This window comes from Blautia hansenii (genome assembly GCF_013304445.1).
GTDB lineage: Bacteria > Bacillota > Clostridia > Lachnospirales > Lachnospiraceae > Blautia.
Genome location: NZ_JAAITA010000022.1, coordinates 1 through 16,937, shown reverse-complemented (window position 1 = coordinate 16,937; position 16,937 = coordinate 1). Strand labels below are relative to the sequence as shown.

The following is a 16,937-nucleotide window of genomic DNA, read 5'->3' as shown; positions in this document are numbered from 1 at the left end:
TAAAACAGCCTGCCATCCTGCGGGCTACTGGGTGAGGGATGGAAATCCCCTCACTCATTTTTTGCAGGAGGACAACAGGATGGCATACAGGGTTAAGGCATACACGCTTCGGGAGGAATCCACGGAAAGCGGCACAAGGTATTTTATCAGCTTTAAGGACGGGCAGGGCAAATCCCACGAGTTGGAAGTGTCGGAACAGTTCTTTATGGAGTTTCGGCAGATGGAGCGCAGGAACAGGAATCTTTTCTAATGGGACGAGCGGCACAGGGAGTTTAACGAGGTATGGGACGAAACCCTTTACAGACGGGCGTTGCGTGTGCCTAAGAGCCTTGATGAACGCATGGTTGAGGAAGAACGGAATGAAACGCTCTATAAGGCGGTTGGGAGCCTTCCAGAGATACAAAGGCGGCGTTTCCTGCTCTACTACGAGTATGAGTTCAATTTTTACCAAATCGCCGCTATGGAGCATTGCACCGCTTCGGCAATACAGAAATCTGTTGCGATTGCAAAGGAGAAAGTAAAGGCGGAAATTGAAGAAATATCTCCAACCGTGACCGACACCGCCCGAAAAAGAAATCTGTTTTTTATTTGTGTGGGATTGGCGGCATTACATACTCTCACTTTTTTCCGTGGGAGTAAATCTATTTTTAAGGAGGTCAACGCCTATGTGCAACGAAAACAAAGACACCGCCCGAAAGGAGGAAAGCCATGCAGAAGTTACAGACAGTCAACGCCGAAACGCTCCTTTATGAACCGCTTGAGAAACCATCCTTTGTGGTGGACAGCCTTATCCCGACAGGCTTATCGCTGTTCTGCGGCTCACAGAAGATAGGCAAAAGCTGGCTCATGCTGAAGCTATGCTTATGCGTGTCGCAGGGAATCCCTTTATGGGATATGCCGACAATGGAGGGCGATGTGCTTTACCTCTGCCTTGAGGACACGTTCTGCCGCATACAGGACAGGTTATTTCGTTTGACGGACGAAGCAAGCGGGCGGCTCCACTTTGCCGTGGCAAGCTGCAAGCTGTCAGACGGTCTTATCGTGCAGCTTGAAGATTATCTGAAAGATTACCCAGACAGCAGGCTCATTGTCATTGATACCTTGCAGAAAGTCCGTACAGCTTCAAAAGACAATGCCTATGCAAGCGACTATGGGGACATCTCCCTCATCAAAGACTTTGCCGACAGGCACTCTCTGGCGGTCATTGTCGTACACCACATCCGAAAGCAGAATGACAGCGACGTGTTCAACAAGGTGTCTGGGACGACAGGATTAACGGGGAGTGCGGACGCTACCTTTGTTCTGGAAAAGGAGAAACGTGCGTCTGACACCGCCAAGCTGTATGTGACGGGCAGGGACACGCCTTATCAGGAATACACGCTGCGTTTCCGTGATTGCCGTTGGGAGCTTGTGGAGCGGAAAACGCAGGAGCAGCTTGCGAAAGAAACGATACCAGATGTCCTTTTTCGGTTGGTGGATTTTATGAGGGATAAGGAAGAATGGATAGGCACGGCAACGGAACTGTTAGCCGCTATGGGGGAAACGGAAACCATACCCACGGTGATTACGAAATGGCTGAATGAATACCGCACCACATTTTTAAGCGAGAACCGTATCTGCTACCAGTACAGCCGCAGGAAAGACGGCAGGCGGATTGCCCTTGCAAGGAGGGCGGGTGACAGCGGTGATGGTGGTGACAGCGATATTAGGATACCCCCCTGTTACTGTCATTGACGCTTAAAGCCATGTAAAGCTGGCGGCTCTGCCCTGCGGGTGACAGCAGTGACGGTGGTGACAGTGATTTTAGGATACCCTGCCGCTGTCATCCCTACGGGAGAACACCCCGTAAACGCAAAATGCAGGCGTGAGATTTACTCGCCCTTTTCGGTCGTGTAAAACCACCCCTGCGGTCAGAAAAATCATTCCGATTTTTCCGACTGCGTTTACAGGGTGTAACACACTACACTTTGCCCTGCAAAGTCGTGTGCCAGACGTTCCCTCTGGACTCCCTTAAGGCAGGGCTGTGCCCTGCTATCCTACGCCTTACGGCTTCGGATAAAAGAATGGCGGCATGACGGTGACGGCTCTTGCGAGGGGGGTATCCCAAAAACACCGTCATCATCGACATGACCGTCATGCAGGGGGTGAGGGTGACAGTTGCGGCAGTCGGCAGGGGGTATCCCAAAACTGCTGTCACCACCGTCACCGCTGTCACCCCAAAGGACGGTCACCCGCCGAAAGAAAGGAGGAATCCGCCTATGCCTTATGCAATCCTGCGTTTCCAGAAACGAAAAGCGGGCGGCGTTGCGGCTTGTGAACGCCACAACGAGCGGAAGAAAGAAGCCTACAAAAGCAACCCAGATATAGATATGGAACGCTCTAAAAACAATTACCATCTCATAGCACCACCAAAGTACACCTACAAGAAAGAGATTAACCGCATGGTAGCCGAAGCGGGGTGCAGGACAAGGAAAGACAGCGTGATGATGGTGGAAACGCTCATCACAGCTTCACCAGAATTTATGAACCAGTTACCGCCCGAAGAACAAAAAGCGTATTTCCAGACGGCTCTTGACTTCATTTCGGAGCGTGTTGGAAAGCAGAATATCCTCTCCGCTGTCGTCCATATGGACGAGAGAACGCCCCATATGCACCTCTGCTTTGTGCCGATTACGCCAGACAATAAGCTGTCAGCGAAAGCTATCTTAGGCAACCAGAAATCATTATCCGAGTGGCAGACCGCCTACCATGAGCGGATGTCCTCACGGTGGAATCAGCTTGAACGGGGGCAGTCCTCAATGGAAACCAAGCGGAAACACGTCCCCACATGGCTCTATAAATTAGGCGGCAGGCTTGATAAACAGTATGAAGAAATCGTGTCTGCCCTATCCGACATCAACGCCTTTAACGCAGGGAAGAAAAGGGATAAAGCGTTAGATTTACTCTCTGCATGGCTGCCAGACGTGGAGAAATTCTCTAAGGAAATCGGGAAACAGCAGGCGTATATCGACAGTTTGAAAGAGAGAATTGGGCAGGAATCAGACTATGCGGGGCGTATGCGTGATGAAAAGTACGAGCAGGAACTAAAGGTGCAGAAAGCGAATCAGAAGATATTTGAATTGCAGAGAACCAACGAGCAGATGGGGCGGCTGCTGTCAAAAATACCGCCCGAAGTGTTGGAAGAATTGCAGAAAAATCATAGAAGCAGAGCGAAAGAAAGGTAGATATGTGAATGAAGAAACAGGATTTTAAGGTGTTAAAGACCAAAGACTTGTACCCGTTCCCCGACAATCCGTTTCATGTGGCAGAAGATGAAACACTGTCAGAGTTAGCGGAAAGCATCAAGGAATTTGGCATTGTCACGCCGATAATCACACGCCCGAAAGAGGACGGGGACGGTTATGAAGTGATTGCAGGACAGCGGCGTGTCCGTGCTTCTGAACTTGCAGGGATAAATACCGTGCCTGCGTTTGTCCTGCCCTTAGACCGTGACCGAGCCATCATCACCCTTGTAGACAGCAATTTGCAGCGTGAGAATATCCTGCCATCGGAGCGGGCGTTTGCTTACAAGATGAAATCCGAAGCCATGAAGCGGCAGGGTTTCCGCACAGACTTAACCTCGTCACAAGTTGTGACGAAGTTGCGGACGGACGACAAGGTGGCACAGGGCTTCGGCGTGGGCAGGATGACCGTGCAGCGTTTTATCCGCCTGACGGAACTGATACCGCCGATTTTGCAGATGGTGGACGAGGGGAAAATCGCCCTCACGCCTGCGGTGGAACTGTCCTTCTTGAAGAAAGACGAGCAGGAAAACCTCTTTGCCACGATGGAGAGCGAAGAAGCAACGCCCTCACTCTCACAGGCACAGCGGATGAAACAGTTAAGCCAGAGCGGGCGGCTTGACATGGATACGATATTTGCGATTATGACGGAGGAAAAGGGCAACCAGAAAGAAACCTTGAAAATCAACACAAGCAAGCTGAAAAAATACTTTCCGAAGAACACAACGCCGAAGCAGATGGAGGAAACCATCATCAAACTTTTGGAGCGTGAGTTGCAGAGGAAACGCAACCGTGACAGCCGCTAATCTTCTTTTTTCGGGAAGTAAATACAGAGAGTTGAGGTATGGAGAATGAGAGAAATCCAGTATGAAATCGTAAAGGAAATCGCAGTATTGTCTACGGGCGACAGTGGCTACACAAAGGAAATCAATCTCATTTCATGGAATGGGAAAGAGCCGAAGTATGACATCCGCAGCTTTTCCCCGAACCGTGAAAAGTGCGGCAAGGGAATCACGCTGAACGCTGATGAAGCGGCGGCACTCCTTAAAGCATTACAGAAAGAATTAAACAGCGAGGATTAATGGTATCTGATTGGCAGGGCGGGGACATTTCCAAACTCTTCCCTGCCCTGTCTGGAAAGGAAGATTTAAGTATGGGCGAGGATAAGAAAGCAGATAAAAAGAGAAAGCGTATCGTGCCAAAAGCACCAGTGCAGATGATAATCAGCCGTGAATATGTCGGCACACAGACCGTTACAGAAGCGTTTGTCCCGATTATCTCCGAGGATATTCGGAAGAAGATTGCCGAGGGCGACACCTTCGACAATGAGGGGCTGTCCGCTTAGAATGTACGCAATGGGACATGAAAACAGATAGGACAGATACGGAGGTTTTACAGTATGGCAGGAATCAAAGAAGAAAAGAAAATCTATTTAGTCGGCATTTATTGCCGCTTATCTAAAGACGATGGTACGGATAACGAGAGTGCGAGCATTGCGACACAGAAATCCATCCTCACGGATTATGTGAAAAAGCAGGGATGGCACATAGCAAAAACGTATGTGGACGATGGTTATTCTGGTACAAATTTCCAAAGACCAAGTTTCCAGAATATGATAAAAGACATTGAAAGCGGTCTGATAAACTGCGTGATTACGAAAGATTTATCCCGTCTGGGGAGAAACTATCTTGATTGTGGGTTATATCTGGAAGTTTTCTTCCCAGAGCATAACGTGAGGTATATAGCGGTCAATGACGGCGTAGATACCTTGAATAAATCTGCTATGGACATCACGCCTTTCCGCAACATTTTAAACGAAATGTATGCCGCTGACATATCTGTTAAGATAAAATCGGCATATCGGGCGAGGTTTCAACAGGGGAAATTCATGGGAACTACCGCCCCTTATGGCTATATCAAAGACCCTGCCGACCACAACCATCTGCTGATAGATGATAAAGTGGCACATGTTGTAAAAGAGATATTCGACCTTGCATTAAAAGGGAATGGAGTTGCCAAAATTTGCAGACATCTTAATAAACAGCATATCCTACGCCCTGCCGCTTATGCGGCGGAGCGTGGCGAAACAGGCTTTGAACGTCATTTTGAGGGGAACGAGGACAAACGCTATATTTGGAGTGGGAACAGCGTGAGGAGCATTTTAAGAAGCCCGATATATGCGGGAAATCTTGTAGGCTACAAACGGATTGCCGCCAATATGAAAAGCAAGAAACGCCCCTCTAAGCTGCCCGAAGAATGGGAAGTGATACCCAATACCCATGAGGGAATAGTCACGCAGGAGGAATTTGATATTGTCCAACAGCTTATTACAAGTCGTAGGCTTCCACAGAACAAGGGAGGATTTGTAAATATTTTTGCAGGCGTTATCAAGTGTGTGGACTGCGGATGTGCTCTGCGGGCAATGAACGTACACAGGAGGAAACGCCCAGAGATTATCGACTGTGTACAGTATTCATGTAATAATTATGCAAGAAACGGAAGAAGCGAGTGTAGTGCCCACAATATAGAAGCAAGGGATTTATTCAATGCCGTTCTTGCCGACATCAACTGTTTTGCGGATATGGCAGTGAATGATGAAAAGGCGGTCAGGGCCATAGAAAAGCGGCTCACGGAAACAGACCAGAGCAGGGCGAAAGCATTAGAGAAAGAACGTAAGAAGCTGAACAAACGCCTTGCGGAACTGGACAGGCTGTTTTCCTCTCTCTACGAGGATAAGGTCATGGAGCGTATTACCGAGCGGAATTTTGAGATGATGTCGGGGAAATACCAGAAAGAGCAGCTTGAAATTGAAGCAAGGCTGAAAGAGGTGACGGAAACTCTTAATGAAAGCTACGAGAAATCACGGGGAATCCGTGACTTCCTCGCCCTTATCCGAAATTATCAAGGCTTAAAAGAACTGGATGCAACAGTTATAAACGCACTCATAGACAAGATACTTGTTTCGGAGCGTGAGAAGATGGCAGACGGAACAGTGAAGCAGGAAATCAAGATTTACTATAAATTCATCGGCTTTGTCGATGAATTACATATCATACCTACAAAACGGTGGGCAGCAATGCCCGCTAAAAATTGTACGGTGTGCGGCGTTGAATATGTCCCGGGCTCTGGTGCATCAAGGTATTGTCCTGCTTGTGCCAAGAAGATACGGAGGGAGAAATCAAACGAGAGCAAACGCAGGAGCAGAGAACAGAAAAGGATAGCATGTATGAACTGTCCGCAAAAAATGACCGACTGATCTGGAACAGCAGGAAGGGCGTATTTTAAGACAGGGAAACCAGAATGACAAAGTAAAGATATTCCGGTATGTGACGGAGAACACTTTTGATGCGTATATGTGGCAGATTTTGGAGAATAAGCAGAAGTTCATCAGTCAGATCATGACCAGTAAATCCCCGGTCAGGGCTTGTGAAGATGTGGATGATACGGCACTGTCCTATGCAGAGATCAAGGCACTTGCTACAGGCAATCCGTACATTAAGGAAAAAATGGATCTGGATGTGCAGGTGAGTAAGCTGAAACTCTTAAAGGCAAACCATACCAGTCAGATTTACCGTCTGGAATCCGATATTGCAAAGAATTTCCCGGTACAGATCAGTGCATTGAAAGAGCGGATTGCCGGGATGCAGATAGATTCCCAGGTAGTAAAAAGCGTGGATTTACAGGATAATGACACGTTTGCCATGACAGTAGGAAATGTCCTTTATGAAGATAAGAAAGAAGCAGGCGAGGCATTGATCGCTGCCTGTGCAGGACTAAAAACCGTTAGCACCGGTGGAAAGGTCGGGGAATATCATGGGTTTACGTTATCTGCTTCCTACAATATGTTCTCCAATGCATTTGAACTGACGGTCAAAGGGAAATGTTCTTATAAGCTGGAAATCGGAAAAGACCCGGTAGGAAATATGCAGCGTATCCATAACACCCTTTCTTCCATTGACAGGAAGCTGACGGAAAGTGAGCAGAAATTGGAAACCGTACAACAGCAGCTTGCGACAGCACAGGAAGAGGTAAAGAAACCATTCCCGAAAGAAGCAGAGCTGAATGAAAAGATGGAACGGTTATCTGAGTTAAATGCGTTGCTGAACATGGATGAAAAGGGCAATGAGACGATTATGGCAGATGAGGATATTGGCAGAGAAGGAAGTAGCACAGATAGCAGGGATGCTGTAGAAGAAAAAGAACTTCCGGAAACAGCAGACAGAATCCATAAGCCATCTATTCTGGAACGCTTAAAGCAGGAAAAAGCACAGCAAAACGCACCACAGCAGCCGACTGTGCAGAAATCAGCAAAGAAGAAACACGAACAGGAGTTATAAAAAGTTTCCCGTCAGGATATTTTCTGGCGGGAGAAATCCAAAAGGAGGATTTGTTTTATGGCAAATAATATAGAGAAACAGTTAAAAGAAATATCGGAACGGCTGGAACAGGGCGTAAAGGAGATTTTTACTTCGGAACGGTATACGGAATATCTGAATACCATGTCCAAGTTCCATAATTACAGTTTTAATAACACCCTTCTGATCACCATGCAGAAACCGGAGGCTACTCTGGTGGCAGGGTATCAGGCGTGGCAGAAGAAGTTTAACCGCCATGTAAAACGTGGGGAAAAAGGAATCCAGATCATCGCACCGGCACCCATCCGTGAGAAACAGGAGATTGAAAAGATTGACCCTGTAACAAAAGAGCCGGTGATCGGGGATGACGGTCAGCCGGAAACAGAGATCGTGGAGATGGTCATTCCAAGGTTCCGTGTGACAACGGTATTTGATGTCAGCCAGACAGAGGGAGAGCCGATTGCAGAGCTGGAAGTATCGGAACTTACCGGGAGTGTACAGTTTTATGACACATTTATGGAAGCATTGCAGAACATTTCTCCTGTGCCAATCCGCATGATGGAAATAGAAGGGGAAGCAAAAGGCTATTATCATCAGACAGAAAAGTATATTGCAATTCAGGAAGATATGAGTAATCTTCAGACCATGAAAACCGAAGTACACGAAGTAAGCCATGCATTGCTGCATGACCGGAAGGTAATGGATGCGGAAGGAATTTTAAAAGACCGGACAACAAAAGAAGTAGAAGCAGAAAGTATTGCCTATATTGTCTGCAATCACTTTGGTTTGGATACTTCAGAATACTCTTTTACCTATATTGCCAGCTGGTGTGAGAGCAAGGATATGAAAGCACTCCGGGCATCTATGGATACCATCCGGAAAACGTCTGCAGAAGTCATTGAGAATATCGAGACACAGATGCACGAACTGGAAATGGAAAGACCGGTGCGGGATACCTTCCATAAGGAAGATTTGATCCTGCGTCTTTCAGGCAGCATGGGTTCCGAGTTTACTTATGACCTGATCGAAAACATGAGCAGGGAACAGTTAGAGCAGAATGTGGGGGAATACGTCCGCCTTCTGGAAAGTGGTGAGATAGAGGAGAATGAGAAACCACTGGAAAGTTTTCTGGAGGAAAAAGGTGCTGCCGTCACACCACTCTATGACAGCAGTGGACACGGAGAGAATTATCCGATTGATTTTTATGATGTGGAATATGATGCTGACACAGGCGTTACTTATTTTTCTGACCTTTCTCCGAAAGAGCAGGCAGAGATGTTGGTGCATAAAGCAGAGTTTCCAAGAAATATTTTTTCAGAAGAAGAAAAGGCATTTGTAAATGAATATGCAGAAACTTTCCCCGGACGGGTGGAAAGACTGAATGACCTGGTATGGGACATGAGGGAATCTTACGATGAAGCCGGTTCAAAGCTAGTGTATGAAGTAATCCAGGCAGCAAGGGCAAACTTCCCAGTGAAAGAACCGGAGATTGTAGAAGAAACAGCCATGCAGTATGCTCACCGTCTGATTGAAACGGCAGAAGCTGCAAATACAGGAAATTTCACAGATTCCCAGAGAAATCTTATTGTGAATTTTGCATATAAGATGGATGACAAAGACGAAGTGCTTGGACTGGTGAACCGTATGATGACCGCAATCCGCAGACCGGGAAGTGAATATACGAGAAGCCTTATGAATGAAACACAGGCACAGATTGACAATTTCCCGGATGGCATGATCGGTTTTACGGAAATGCACGAGGCAGGAATTCAGTTAGACCATATGCTCCCGCTTACGAAAGACCGGGCATATGAACTGTACCGTGGAGGGGCAGAAATTTATATCTTACACGGAAATCCAGAGAATCCACAACGGGCAGAACAGATGCTTGTGGAGACGGAAAGTGAGATCCTTGGATATGACGGTATCTTTGGAATCACAGAAACAGAATGGGAAGTGCAGAAAGAGAGAGAAATATCTGCTACAAAACAGGAAGCACTGGTACAGCAGAGTGCAGAAAAGATTGATGAGACACTTCTTCTGCATGGAGAAAGCGGAAGGTTTGCCATTTATCAGATGGATACCGGAGATGAGCATACTTATCAGTTTATGGGAATGGAATCCGCAAAGAGTCTGGGCTATACCATTGACGGAAAGGATTACAGGATGGTTTATGCAGCACCGTGGATGCCAACGATCACGTTAGACAATATATTTGAACGCTTTAACATTGACCGACCGGAAGATTTCCGTGGCCATTCCTTATCGGTAAGTGATGTGATCGTGATAAACAGGGGTGCAGAGATCACAGCCTATTATGTAGATTCTTTTGGATTTCAGGAACTTCCGGAGTTTGTCCAGCAGAGAATGAACATGCTGGAACATAATTCCGTCAGGGCATATCCGCCAGTTTATAAAGGAACATTGGAACAGGCAATGGGAGAACGGGATGTGGATGCTTATCTGGATTCCAGAAAGTTAAACCTGGACTGTAAGAAAGCAATCGAAGAAGCCATCCGGGAGAATTTTGACGGGCTGCACTTAAAGCAGGATGCGGCAAAAGAAGTCGTGGAACGCTTCGGGGAAGAACGTATGAATTTTGTTATGGCAAATACCATCCGTGAACTTTTCCATGATGGAAGATTTTCCAGACAGAACAAAGACTGGGCGGAGCATATCGAAGTCCCGGAAAATATCAGCCGGGGCAGAAATCTGAACCTGGATTATGTGATCGAAAGCCACCCGGCAGTTTTAGATGGGTTTATCGACATGGCAAGAGCTGAGATCCGGATGCAGAGGATAGAACAGGCGATAGGAGAAAACGAAGTGACGATCACGGCAGAGACAAGAGGGTATGAAGCAGAAGGACATAATGGGACATGGCATACGGTTGATGAAAAGGAATATGCCGGGGAGAAGTTTTTCTTAATGGAACATGATGAATTTGGCTCCGATGTGGCAGGCATTATCGTAGCGGAAAATGGACAGCTTGTAGCGGAGGACTTGTGGAATGGGTTTGATGCAGGAGCGTTAGAAGCTGTATCAGAATATTTGCAGGAAAATGGAACAACACTCTATGATTTGTCGGAATTCCCGAAAGATTCTGCTGTAACCCTGCGGAGTGGACAGACACTTACAATCGAAGAAATACAGGCAGTACAGAAAGATACCTGGGAAGAAACGATGGAAGGAAAAAATGAATCTGGAACGGATGTCCGGTTTAATTTCCATGCAGTCAGTGAGGTGCAGCTTCCGGAAAGAATAAAATTAAAGATGCCAGAGATCCATTACATTGATAATTTTTATGTGATGGAAGATGTAAATGCAGAAGGTGTAGTAAAAGTAAACCGGTATGAATCACTGGATGAAGCGATGCAGGAGTATTTACGTTTGCCCAATCATCAGGAAAAAGTGCTTGGTATCCAGAATACGGAAACAATGCAGGAAAGCATGGATTTCATCCGATGTGAAAACGGAATAGATCGGCTTACCCATGCGTATGAACAGATCGGAGGGTGGCTGAATCCAGAAATATATGAAGCGGTAAATAAAATGGAAAACATGCTGGACTGGAATGAGGTACAGATTGCATATCAGATTGGAAAACAATACTTTACAATCCAGACCGCAGAAGATGGCTATGACTATACATTTTATAATGAAGATTATCAGGAGGATGATGGAGGAATCTATGACAATCCGACAATCTATGTAGATGAAGCTGCCAGTGATATTTTAGAAGATAAAGGGTACTCACTGGAAGATGCAAAAGTAGTGGATTACGAAGATCTGATGGCAGATGTGGAAGAAGTTCAGGAAGAACAAATGCAGCGGATACAATTAGAAAAGAACTGCCCGGCAAGTATTTTTGAAGGATTTCGCAGGGAAGAAGCAATGCAAACCTATGAAGGAATCGCAATGCAGTTTACCAGGAGTAAAGGGTATCTGACCATACAGGCAACAGAAGAAGGATATTCGTTTATTTTTTATGACTCTGATTTGCATGAAATCCAGGGTGGTGATTATGATAATCCAGACGCATCTATTCAGGAAGCTGCTTATGAAATCCTTAAAAGTGAAAGAATGGATGATATGGAATGTGTCAAAGTGGATTATAAAGAATTTGAAGAAATGACGATCCAGCACTCTAAAGATTTATTGCAGGAGGGGGAACTTCGTGCGACTTCTGAGATTGGAAGAAATGAACTGGCATTAAACAGTCTGAGCAGGGCAGATGTTGAAAGAGGTGTCTTGTATCATGCACAGGCAGTATTAGAAGATATGGGAATGGAACAGGAGGTAGAGCTGCTTGCTGCAAGAGTGTATGGTTCCAGAAGCAGACAAGACCTTTACCGGGAAGATTCTGACCTTGATGTGGTTCTTTCCTATAAAGGTGATATTCGAGAAGATAGCTTTTTCAATGCCTTAAATGAATCTGGTATAGCGATGGCAGGAATTAAGGTGGATATTAACCCGATTGCAGAGGAGCGAATCACTCTGGCAGAGTATATAAAAGAATCCGAAAAATATCTTGACCAGCAGGAGATTAAAAAGCTCGCTGTGGACCTGGATAATTTTAGCTATGACGTTGATACCTATGAGTATAACGATACAGTTGAAAATAGAGAAGAACAGGTGGAAAAACTCACGGAGGATATTTTGAATAAGAAAACAGAAACTATCAAGGACTGGCTGCTTGAGGTATCCGAGGAATCCGATATAGACAGCGATGTTATAACTGCCCGTTCTTTACTTTCCCGTCTGGAAGATACAGAGCGATTTTCTATTTTTGACAAACAGCCGGAGCAGGAACAGCCAGAAGCCACGATCAGTTTTTATGTCGCAGAGTGCATGGAGTTTCCGGTCATGGGAGAGTACCATAACAACCTCACTTTAGAAGAAGCCATTAAAATATATGAGAGTATCCCAGCAGAGAGACTGCATGGGATTAAAGGAATCGGATTTGATCTGCAAGATGGTGATGAAAATTATTCCGGAGAATATGAGTTGATGAGTGCAGACCGGATACGGCGTGATCTGATAGATATGATTCCACACTATAAAGAAAGCCCTCTGGTGCAGAAAGCAATCGCAGACATGGAAAAGTATCTGGATGAAAAGCATGGAAGGGTAAAGGAAACGGAACATACGACAGAAACAGTAATAGGAAGTGGACAGAAACCTTCTGCGGTTGCGGCAGACAGAAGGGCAGAGCAGGAACCGGTATCTGTAAATCGGAGCCAGCCACAAAAGGCAGAACCTGCAAGCAGAGCAAAAGGTGAAGTGAAGAAATCTGTGCTGCAGTCTTTAAAAGATTTTCAGGCAAGGGCAAAAGCTCAGGAGCAGAATAAGACAACGGAGAAATCCAAGACACATAAGAAGGGAGAAGTGGAATTATGATGGATTTGGCGATGAACTTTGATGCGGATGAATGTTTAGTAACAGCAATGTTTGATAAAGGAAACAGAAATGACACGATGGAGGCAATCGATCATATCATTCCTTTTCTGAAAGGCGATGCAGATATGATCGGGCTTGTCTGCAATACCATAAGAAAACTGTTCTGCATGAGCGATGAAGGATATGAGGTTTTTCTTATGGATCTGGAAGAATATAAAATGGAACTGGAAGAGGAGGATGAAGAATGAATACAAGTCAGTGTGCAGTATATCAGGTAAAAGATACCCCAGAGTACCGGGATGTCCGTTTCCGTTCTTACGAGAAACTGAAAAGCGAAGGAAGAACAGTCCAGGTAGAAAACTATCAGCAGGTGTATATTGGAAGAATCCAGCCGAGGGAAACTCCGGCTGATATTAAACTCCGTTTACAGAAGCAGCGACCGAAGAACTTCAAAGGTCATTCCATTGGTTGCAGTGATGTGATCGTCATCACCGACGATGGAAAAACCACAGCTTACTATGTCAACAAAGATGGTTTTATCATCATTCCAGAATTTCTCACAATCAAAAGTTCTTCCGATACCAGACTTTCCATTGATACAACCGGGTACGAAATCGAAGGAAAGAAAGGAACATGGCTTGCACAGGATTACATCCTGATGAACGAGAAGAAATGGTTTCTGATGGAGCATGAGGAGTATGGAACAAGAGCAGCCTATGTGATTCTCAGTGAGGAAGGTGCCGTAGTCATGAATGACTGTTACAATGGCTTTGATGAAGAAGCCAGACGGAACATCCAGAACTTCATGCAGCAACAGGCAGAGCAGGCACAGCAAAAACAGCAGGAAATGCAGGCACAATCCCAGATCAGACAGCAACAATCTGGAGAAACACAAAAGAAGAAACCAGAGCTGGCAAACTGGCAGAAGGTCATGGATAATGGAGAATATCTTCGCAGTGCAGAGATGGCAGAAGAAGCCAACTACAATATGATTGATGGACTGATGAACAACATTCCAAGGAAAAAAGATAAAAATGCTCCACGAAGATCGGTACTGAAACGACTCCGTAATCATCAGAAGAAGATAGCCAGTCAGAGAAAAGGACAGCCACAGAAGGAAATCGAAGAAGAAATGGAGAGAAAGAAGAAATAGTTTTTAAGAAGTGGATGTTACTGTAACTTTTAGTTAAAGTAGCATCCACTTTTTAGATAATGTATTTTAAAGATGAATCTTAATATTAAAATACTATTCAATGAATAAATATTTTGGTCGTACAATGCGATAGATGTCTTCAGGAGAAAGGGTTTCTGAAGCAATTTCGGAAGAAGATTTCTTCTTTTTCTTTTTGATATCTGGCGATAATTTTTTATTATAGTCTTGGTAGGTGGCATCTACAGAAATTAATATATCTGTAATGCTATATAAATTGTTTTTTTCCTGATAGTATAATATCGTGGAAAGTACAGAGTTAACATAGCGATACAATCGAAAGCTGATATACTCCAGGGAATCGTCAATGTCCTTTGTAGAATGAATTAGTTGATTTCGGAGACGATAAATATAATTTAAATCATGCTTAATACCGTCAAAATATTCTTGAATTGCCTTGCTTGTTTTTTCTGGCTCAGTTAAAAGCATAATTATTTCACGACATTCTCGCTCAAGGACAATATGGAAAGAAAGCTCAGATAAAATAGCACTATATTTATTTACATCACTTAGATAAGCAATTACTTTTGGGGTAGAATAATCTTTTTCAGTGACCTGACAATTCATTATAAAATTTTGTAAAGTAGGATATTTCTCAGCATAATCCTTTTTGTTAGACATACAATAAGTAAGTCGTGCCCAAAATATATTAAGTTTATTTTTTAGATAGAACAATCCAAAAACTTCTGGAACAACAACGCGTGCTTTTTCTATGATTGTAAAGCGTGGAAATGAATATAAAATATATTCAAGGGATGACCAAAAGTTAAGAAAACGGTTTTGAGTAGTCAGCGATTTGGCAGAATTAAGAGTATAAAGTACTCGTTCCAAAGTTCTAATATTGTTGCTGCCAAGATCATTTCGCAACTGTAAAAAACGTTCCATCTGTTTTTTATAGTTTGCGTCAATATGGTTAAGCATTTTTATGGGATCAATGCTGTTTAAGCTGATTTTATGAAAAACCGTGTCTTCTTTCCAATAATACCATAAATCATCGCGAATACAATTGGTTGTGCTTTGCCACATATCAAACAGTTCTGTAACGGATTGGAATTCTTTTTGAGCTAAGTCGATTGCTTTGAATTCATCTAAAGCTAGATACTCTTTACTGGCAATTAAAGTATCGTTATTTATATGAGGTATCCCTAATTCTTGGTTAGTATGGATTTCAAATTGCTGTTTTATAAGATTAAGTGCCAGTTCCTTCTGCGTCTGGCTTGAAATTTTAAAACAGATATGAATAGAAAAAGGTATAGGTTTTCTGTCAAATTCGTTAAGATTCTGTATAGTTTTTTCAGCATCATTATGTTCTAGAAATTCTTGCTGCTGTCTTTTGAAAAAATCTAAAATATGAGACATAGAATGTCCTGCATATAATAAATCACTAATAAGAGCCTCCATTAAATAATCCATGCCTTTGAATGTGGTTTCTGTGAGTAAGCATTGAATATAACAATTTATGAGATTTTCAGCTTCCAATTTCTTTTTTAAAGCTACAATGCTACGGTGAATGTTATGAAGTTCTTTATCGCGAGCTTCATTTGCAAGATTTATGAGCTGATGTAAGTGAGAAAAATCATTTTGGTATAAATCAAGCTTATGAAAAGGATGTATTTGCATCTGGTAATCCAGTCCTTCTAACAATCCTTCGTATGAGCGTTTTAGTTTGGTTGGGTCAAGGGATGCCCTAAGTTCATCATAGGTGCTGATACAGATACCCATATATTGCAATAAACTTTCTGTTCGCTTTTCTTCAAGTGTGTGGAAAGAATTATGTACCAAATCTCGTATTTTGAAAATAAAATATTTTCTGCTATCTGCTTTGTTCTTTTCTAACATAAGTGAGACCTTTTTTTCCTTTCTTTTATTTGAAATTTATCTTGACAAATTAAAATTTATCGACTAAGATTAAGATAGATTGAGATACATGAGCAAGAAACGGGCTACCTGGGTAGTACCATTTTGTTTACTGTATCTTTTTATTTATGTATAAAAGGTGTTGATACCACATAATATATTTATAGAGGAAGGTGCATATTTCTGAGGCCAGGCTGTCTGGGCAGTTCTCCCTTTAATACTGCATCTTCTTTTTAATTATATCATACTGTAAATAAGAAAAACATCAATGTTTTTGTATTGATTTATGAAATGAACTATGGTTGTGAGTTCCTTTTCAATAGGTATTTTCGTTATAACTGTTTGAGAATACCGGTACATTTACATAAGCAATGTATTTTATGTGAACTTTTTAATAGCATTTTTCTATTTCGCCACACATGGAGAAACTCCTTCTTTGATTATTCAGCAGATTCTTCGGAAACAGAGTCTTTCTTTTTTAAGGACTTTCCAGAAATCATTTTATGACCAGAATAGATAGCCATAATCATACAGAGAAGAGAGCTGTAAGCAAAATATTTATGAGCAGATTTCATATCTTGAGAAGCAGTAAAAAGTTCCGATCATGGATGCCAATGCACCGAGTGACCAATATTTATGTGCCTTCATTTTAATGATGTCTCCTGTGTTTTTCTATATCATACATCTTTTTAGGAAAGATGCAAACAGGAATTTATTCATTAGCATAGATTTGAAAATGATATTTGGGTGCTTGGAGATGAAAAGGTTTATAAATTCTGGAGACCGTTTCAAGTTTTGTGTAAACTCAAAAAACTGATATAAGATATGTCATTA

The 16,937-nt window shown here is 43.5% G+C and carries 10 protein-coding genes and 3 pseudogenes; 11 read left to right on the top strand and 2 right to left on the bottom strand.

The genetic code is table 11. The features are described 5' to 3' along the window. Window positions 1-79 precede the first annotated feature (79 nt). The 11 genes and pseudogenes from G5A70_RS13000 to G5A70_RS12950 all read left to right on the top strand — a co-directional run bounded on the left by G5A70_RS13000 (window position 80) and on the right by G5A70_RS12950 (window position 14,189). Window positions 80-554: pseudogene (locus G5A70_RS13000) on the top strand (RNA polymerase sigma factor). 154 nt (window positions 555-708) lie between these two features. Then, window positions 709-1,734, top strand: coding sequence for an AAA family ATPase (locus tag G5A70_RS12995; protein WP_001170964.1), 1,026 nt, complete (start codon window positions 709-711; stop codon window positions 1,732-1,734). A 524-nt stretch (window positions 1,735-2,258) separates the two neighbouring features. Continuing rightward, window positions 2,259-3,224: a MobV family relaxase gene (gene mobV, locus G5A70_RS12990; RefSeq protein WP_001820668.1), complete on the top strand. Its 966-nt coding sequence runs from the start codon at window positions 2,259-2,261 to the stop codon at window positions 3,222-3,224. 8 nt (window positions 3,225-3,232) lie between these two features. Further along, window positions 3,233-4,087 carry a ParB/RepB/Spo0J family partition protein gene (locus tag G5A70_RS12985; protein WP_000743700.1) on the top strand — a complete coding sequence of 285 codons (855 nt, stop codon included), beginning with the start codon at window positions 3,233-3,235 and terminating at the stop codon, window positions 4,085-4,087. Between the two features lie 45 nt (window positions 4,088-4,132). Next, window positions 4,133-4,363 (top strand): YdbC family protein, encoded by a 231-nt coding sequence (locus G5A70_RS12980; protein ID WP_001206986.1) that lies wholly within the window; start codon window positions 4,133-4,135, stop codon window positions 4,361-4,363. 71 nt (window positions 4,364-4,434) lie between these two features. After that, complete coding sequence (locus tag G5A70_RS12975) at window positions 4,435-4,626, top strand: hypothetical protein (protein ID WP_001820669.1); 192 nt, start codon at window positions 4,435-4,437, stop codon at window positions 4,624-4,626. Window positions 4,627-4,680: 54 nt separating this feature from the next. Beyond that, a complete protein-coding gene (locus G5A70_RS12970) occupies window positions 4,681-6,537 on the top strand; it encodes a recombinase family protein (RefSeq protein ID WP_001820670.1) in 1,857 nt (618 codons plus the stop codon). Then, window positions 6,530-7,618, top strand: a pseudogene (locus G5A70_RS12965) (DNA methylase); the annotation flags it as partial. The gene G5A70_RS12970 and the pseudogene G5A70_RS12965, both read left to right, overlap by 8 nt. Before the next feature lie 57 nt (window positions 7,619-7,675). Beyond that, window positions 7,676-13,036 carry a DUF3849 domain-containing protein gene (locus tag G5A70_RS12960; protein ID WP_173750013.1) on the top strand — a complete coding sequence of 1,787 codons (5,361 nt, stop codon included), beginning with the start codon at window positions 7,676-7,678 and terminating at the stop codon, window positions 13,034-13,036. Next, a complete protein-coding gene (locus G5A70_RS12955; protein ID WP_004613327.1) occupies window positions 13,033-13,284 on the top strand; it encodes a transposon-transfer assisting family protein in 252 nt (83 codons plus the stop codon). Before G5A70_RS12960 ends, G5A70_RS12955 begins: the two co-directional genes overlap by 4 nt. Beyond that, a complete protein-coding gene (locus tag G5A70_RS12950) occupies window positions 13,281-14,189 on the top strand; it encodes a YodL domain-containing protein (protein ID WP_173750012.1) in 909 nt (302 codons plus the stop codon). Before G5A70_RS12955 ends, G5A70_RS12950 begins: the two co-directional genes overlap by 4 nt. A 93-nt stretch (window positions 14,190-14,282) precedes the next feature. Here G5A70_RS12950 and G5A70_RS12945 read toward each other — a convergent pair whose 3' ends face one another. Continuing rightward, window positions 14,283-16,085 (bottom strand): hypothetical protein, encoded by a 1,803-nt coding sequence (locus G5A70_RS12945; RefSeq protein WP_173750011.1) that lies wholly within the window; start codon window positions 16,083-16,085, stop codon window positions 14,283-14,285. A gap of 458 nt (window positions 16,086-16,543) precedes the next feature. Continuing rightward, a pseudogene (locus tag G5A70_RS15770) lies at window positions 16,544-16,751 on the bottom strand (DUF6219 family protein). Window positions 16,752-16,937 lie beyond the last annotated feature (186 nt).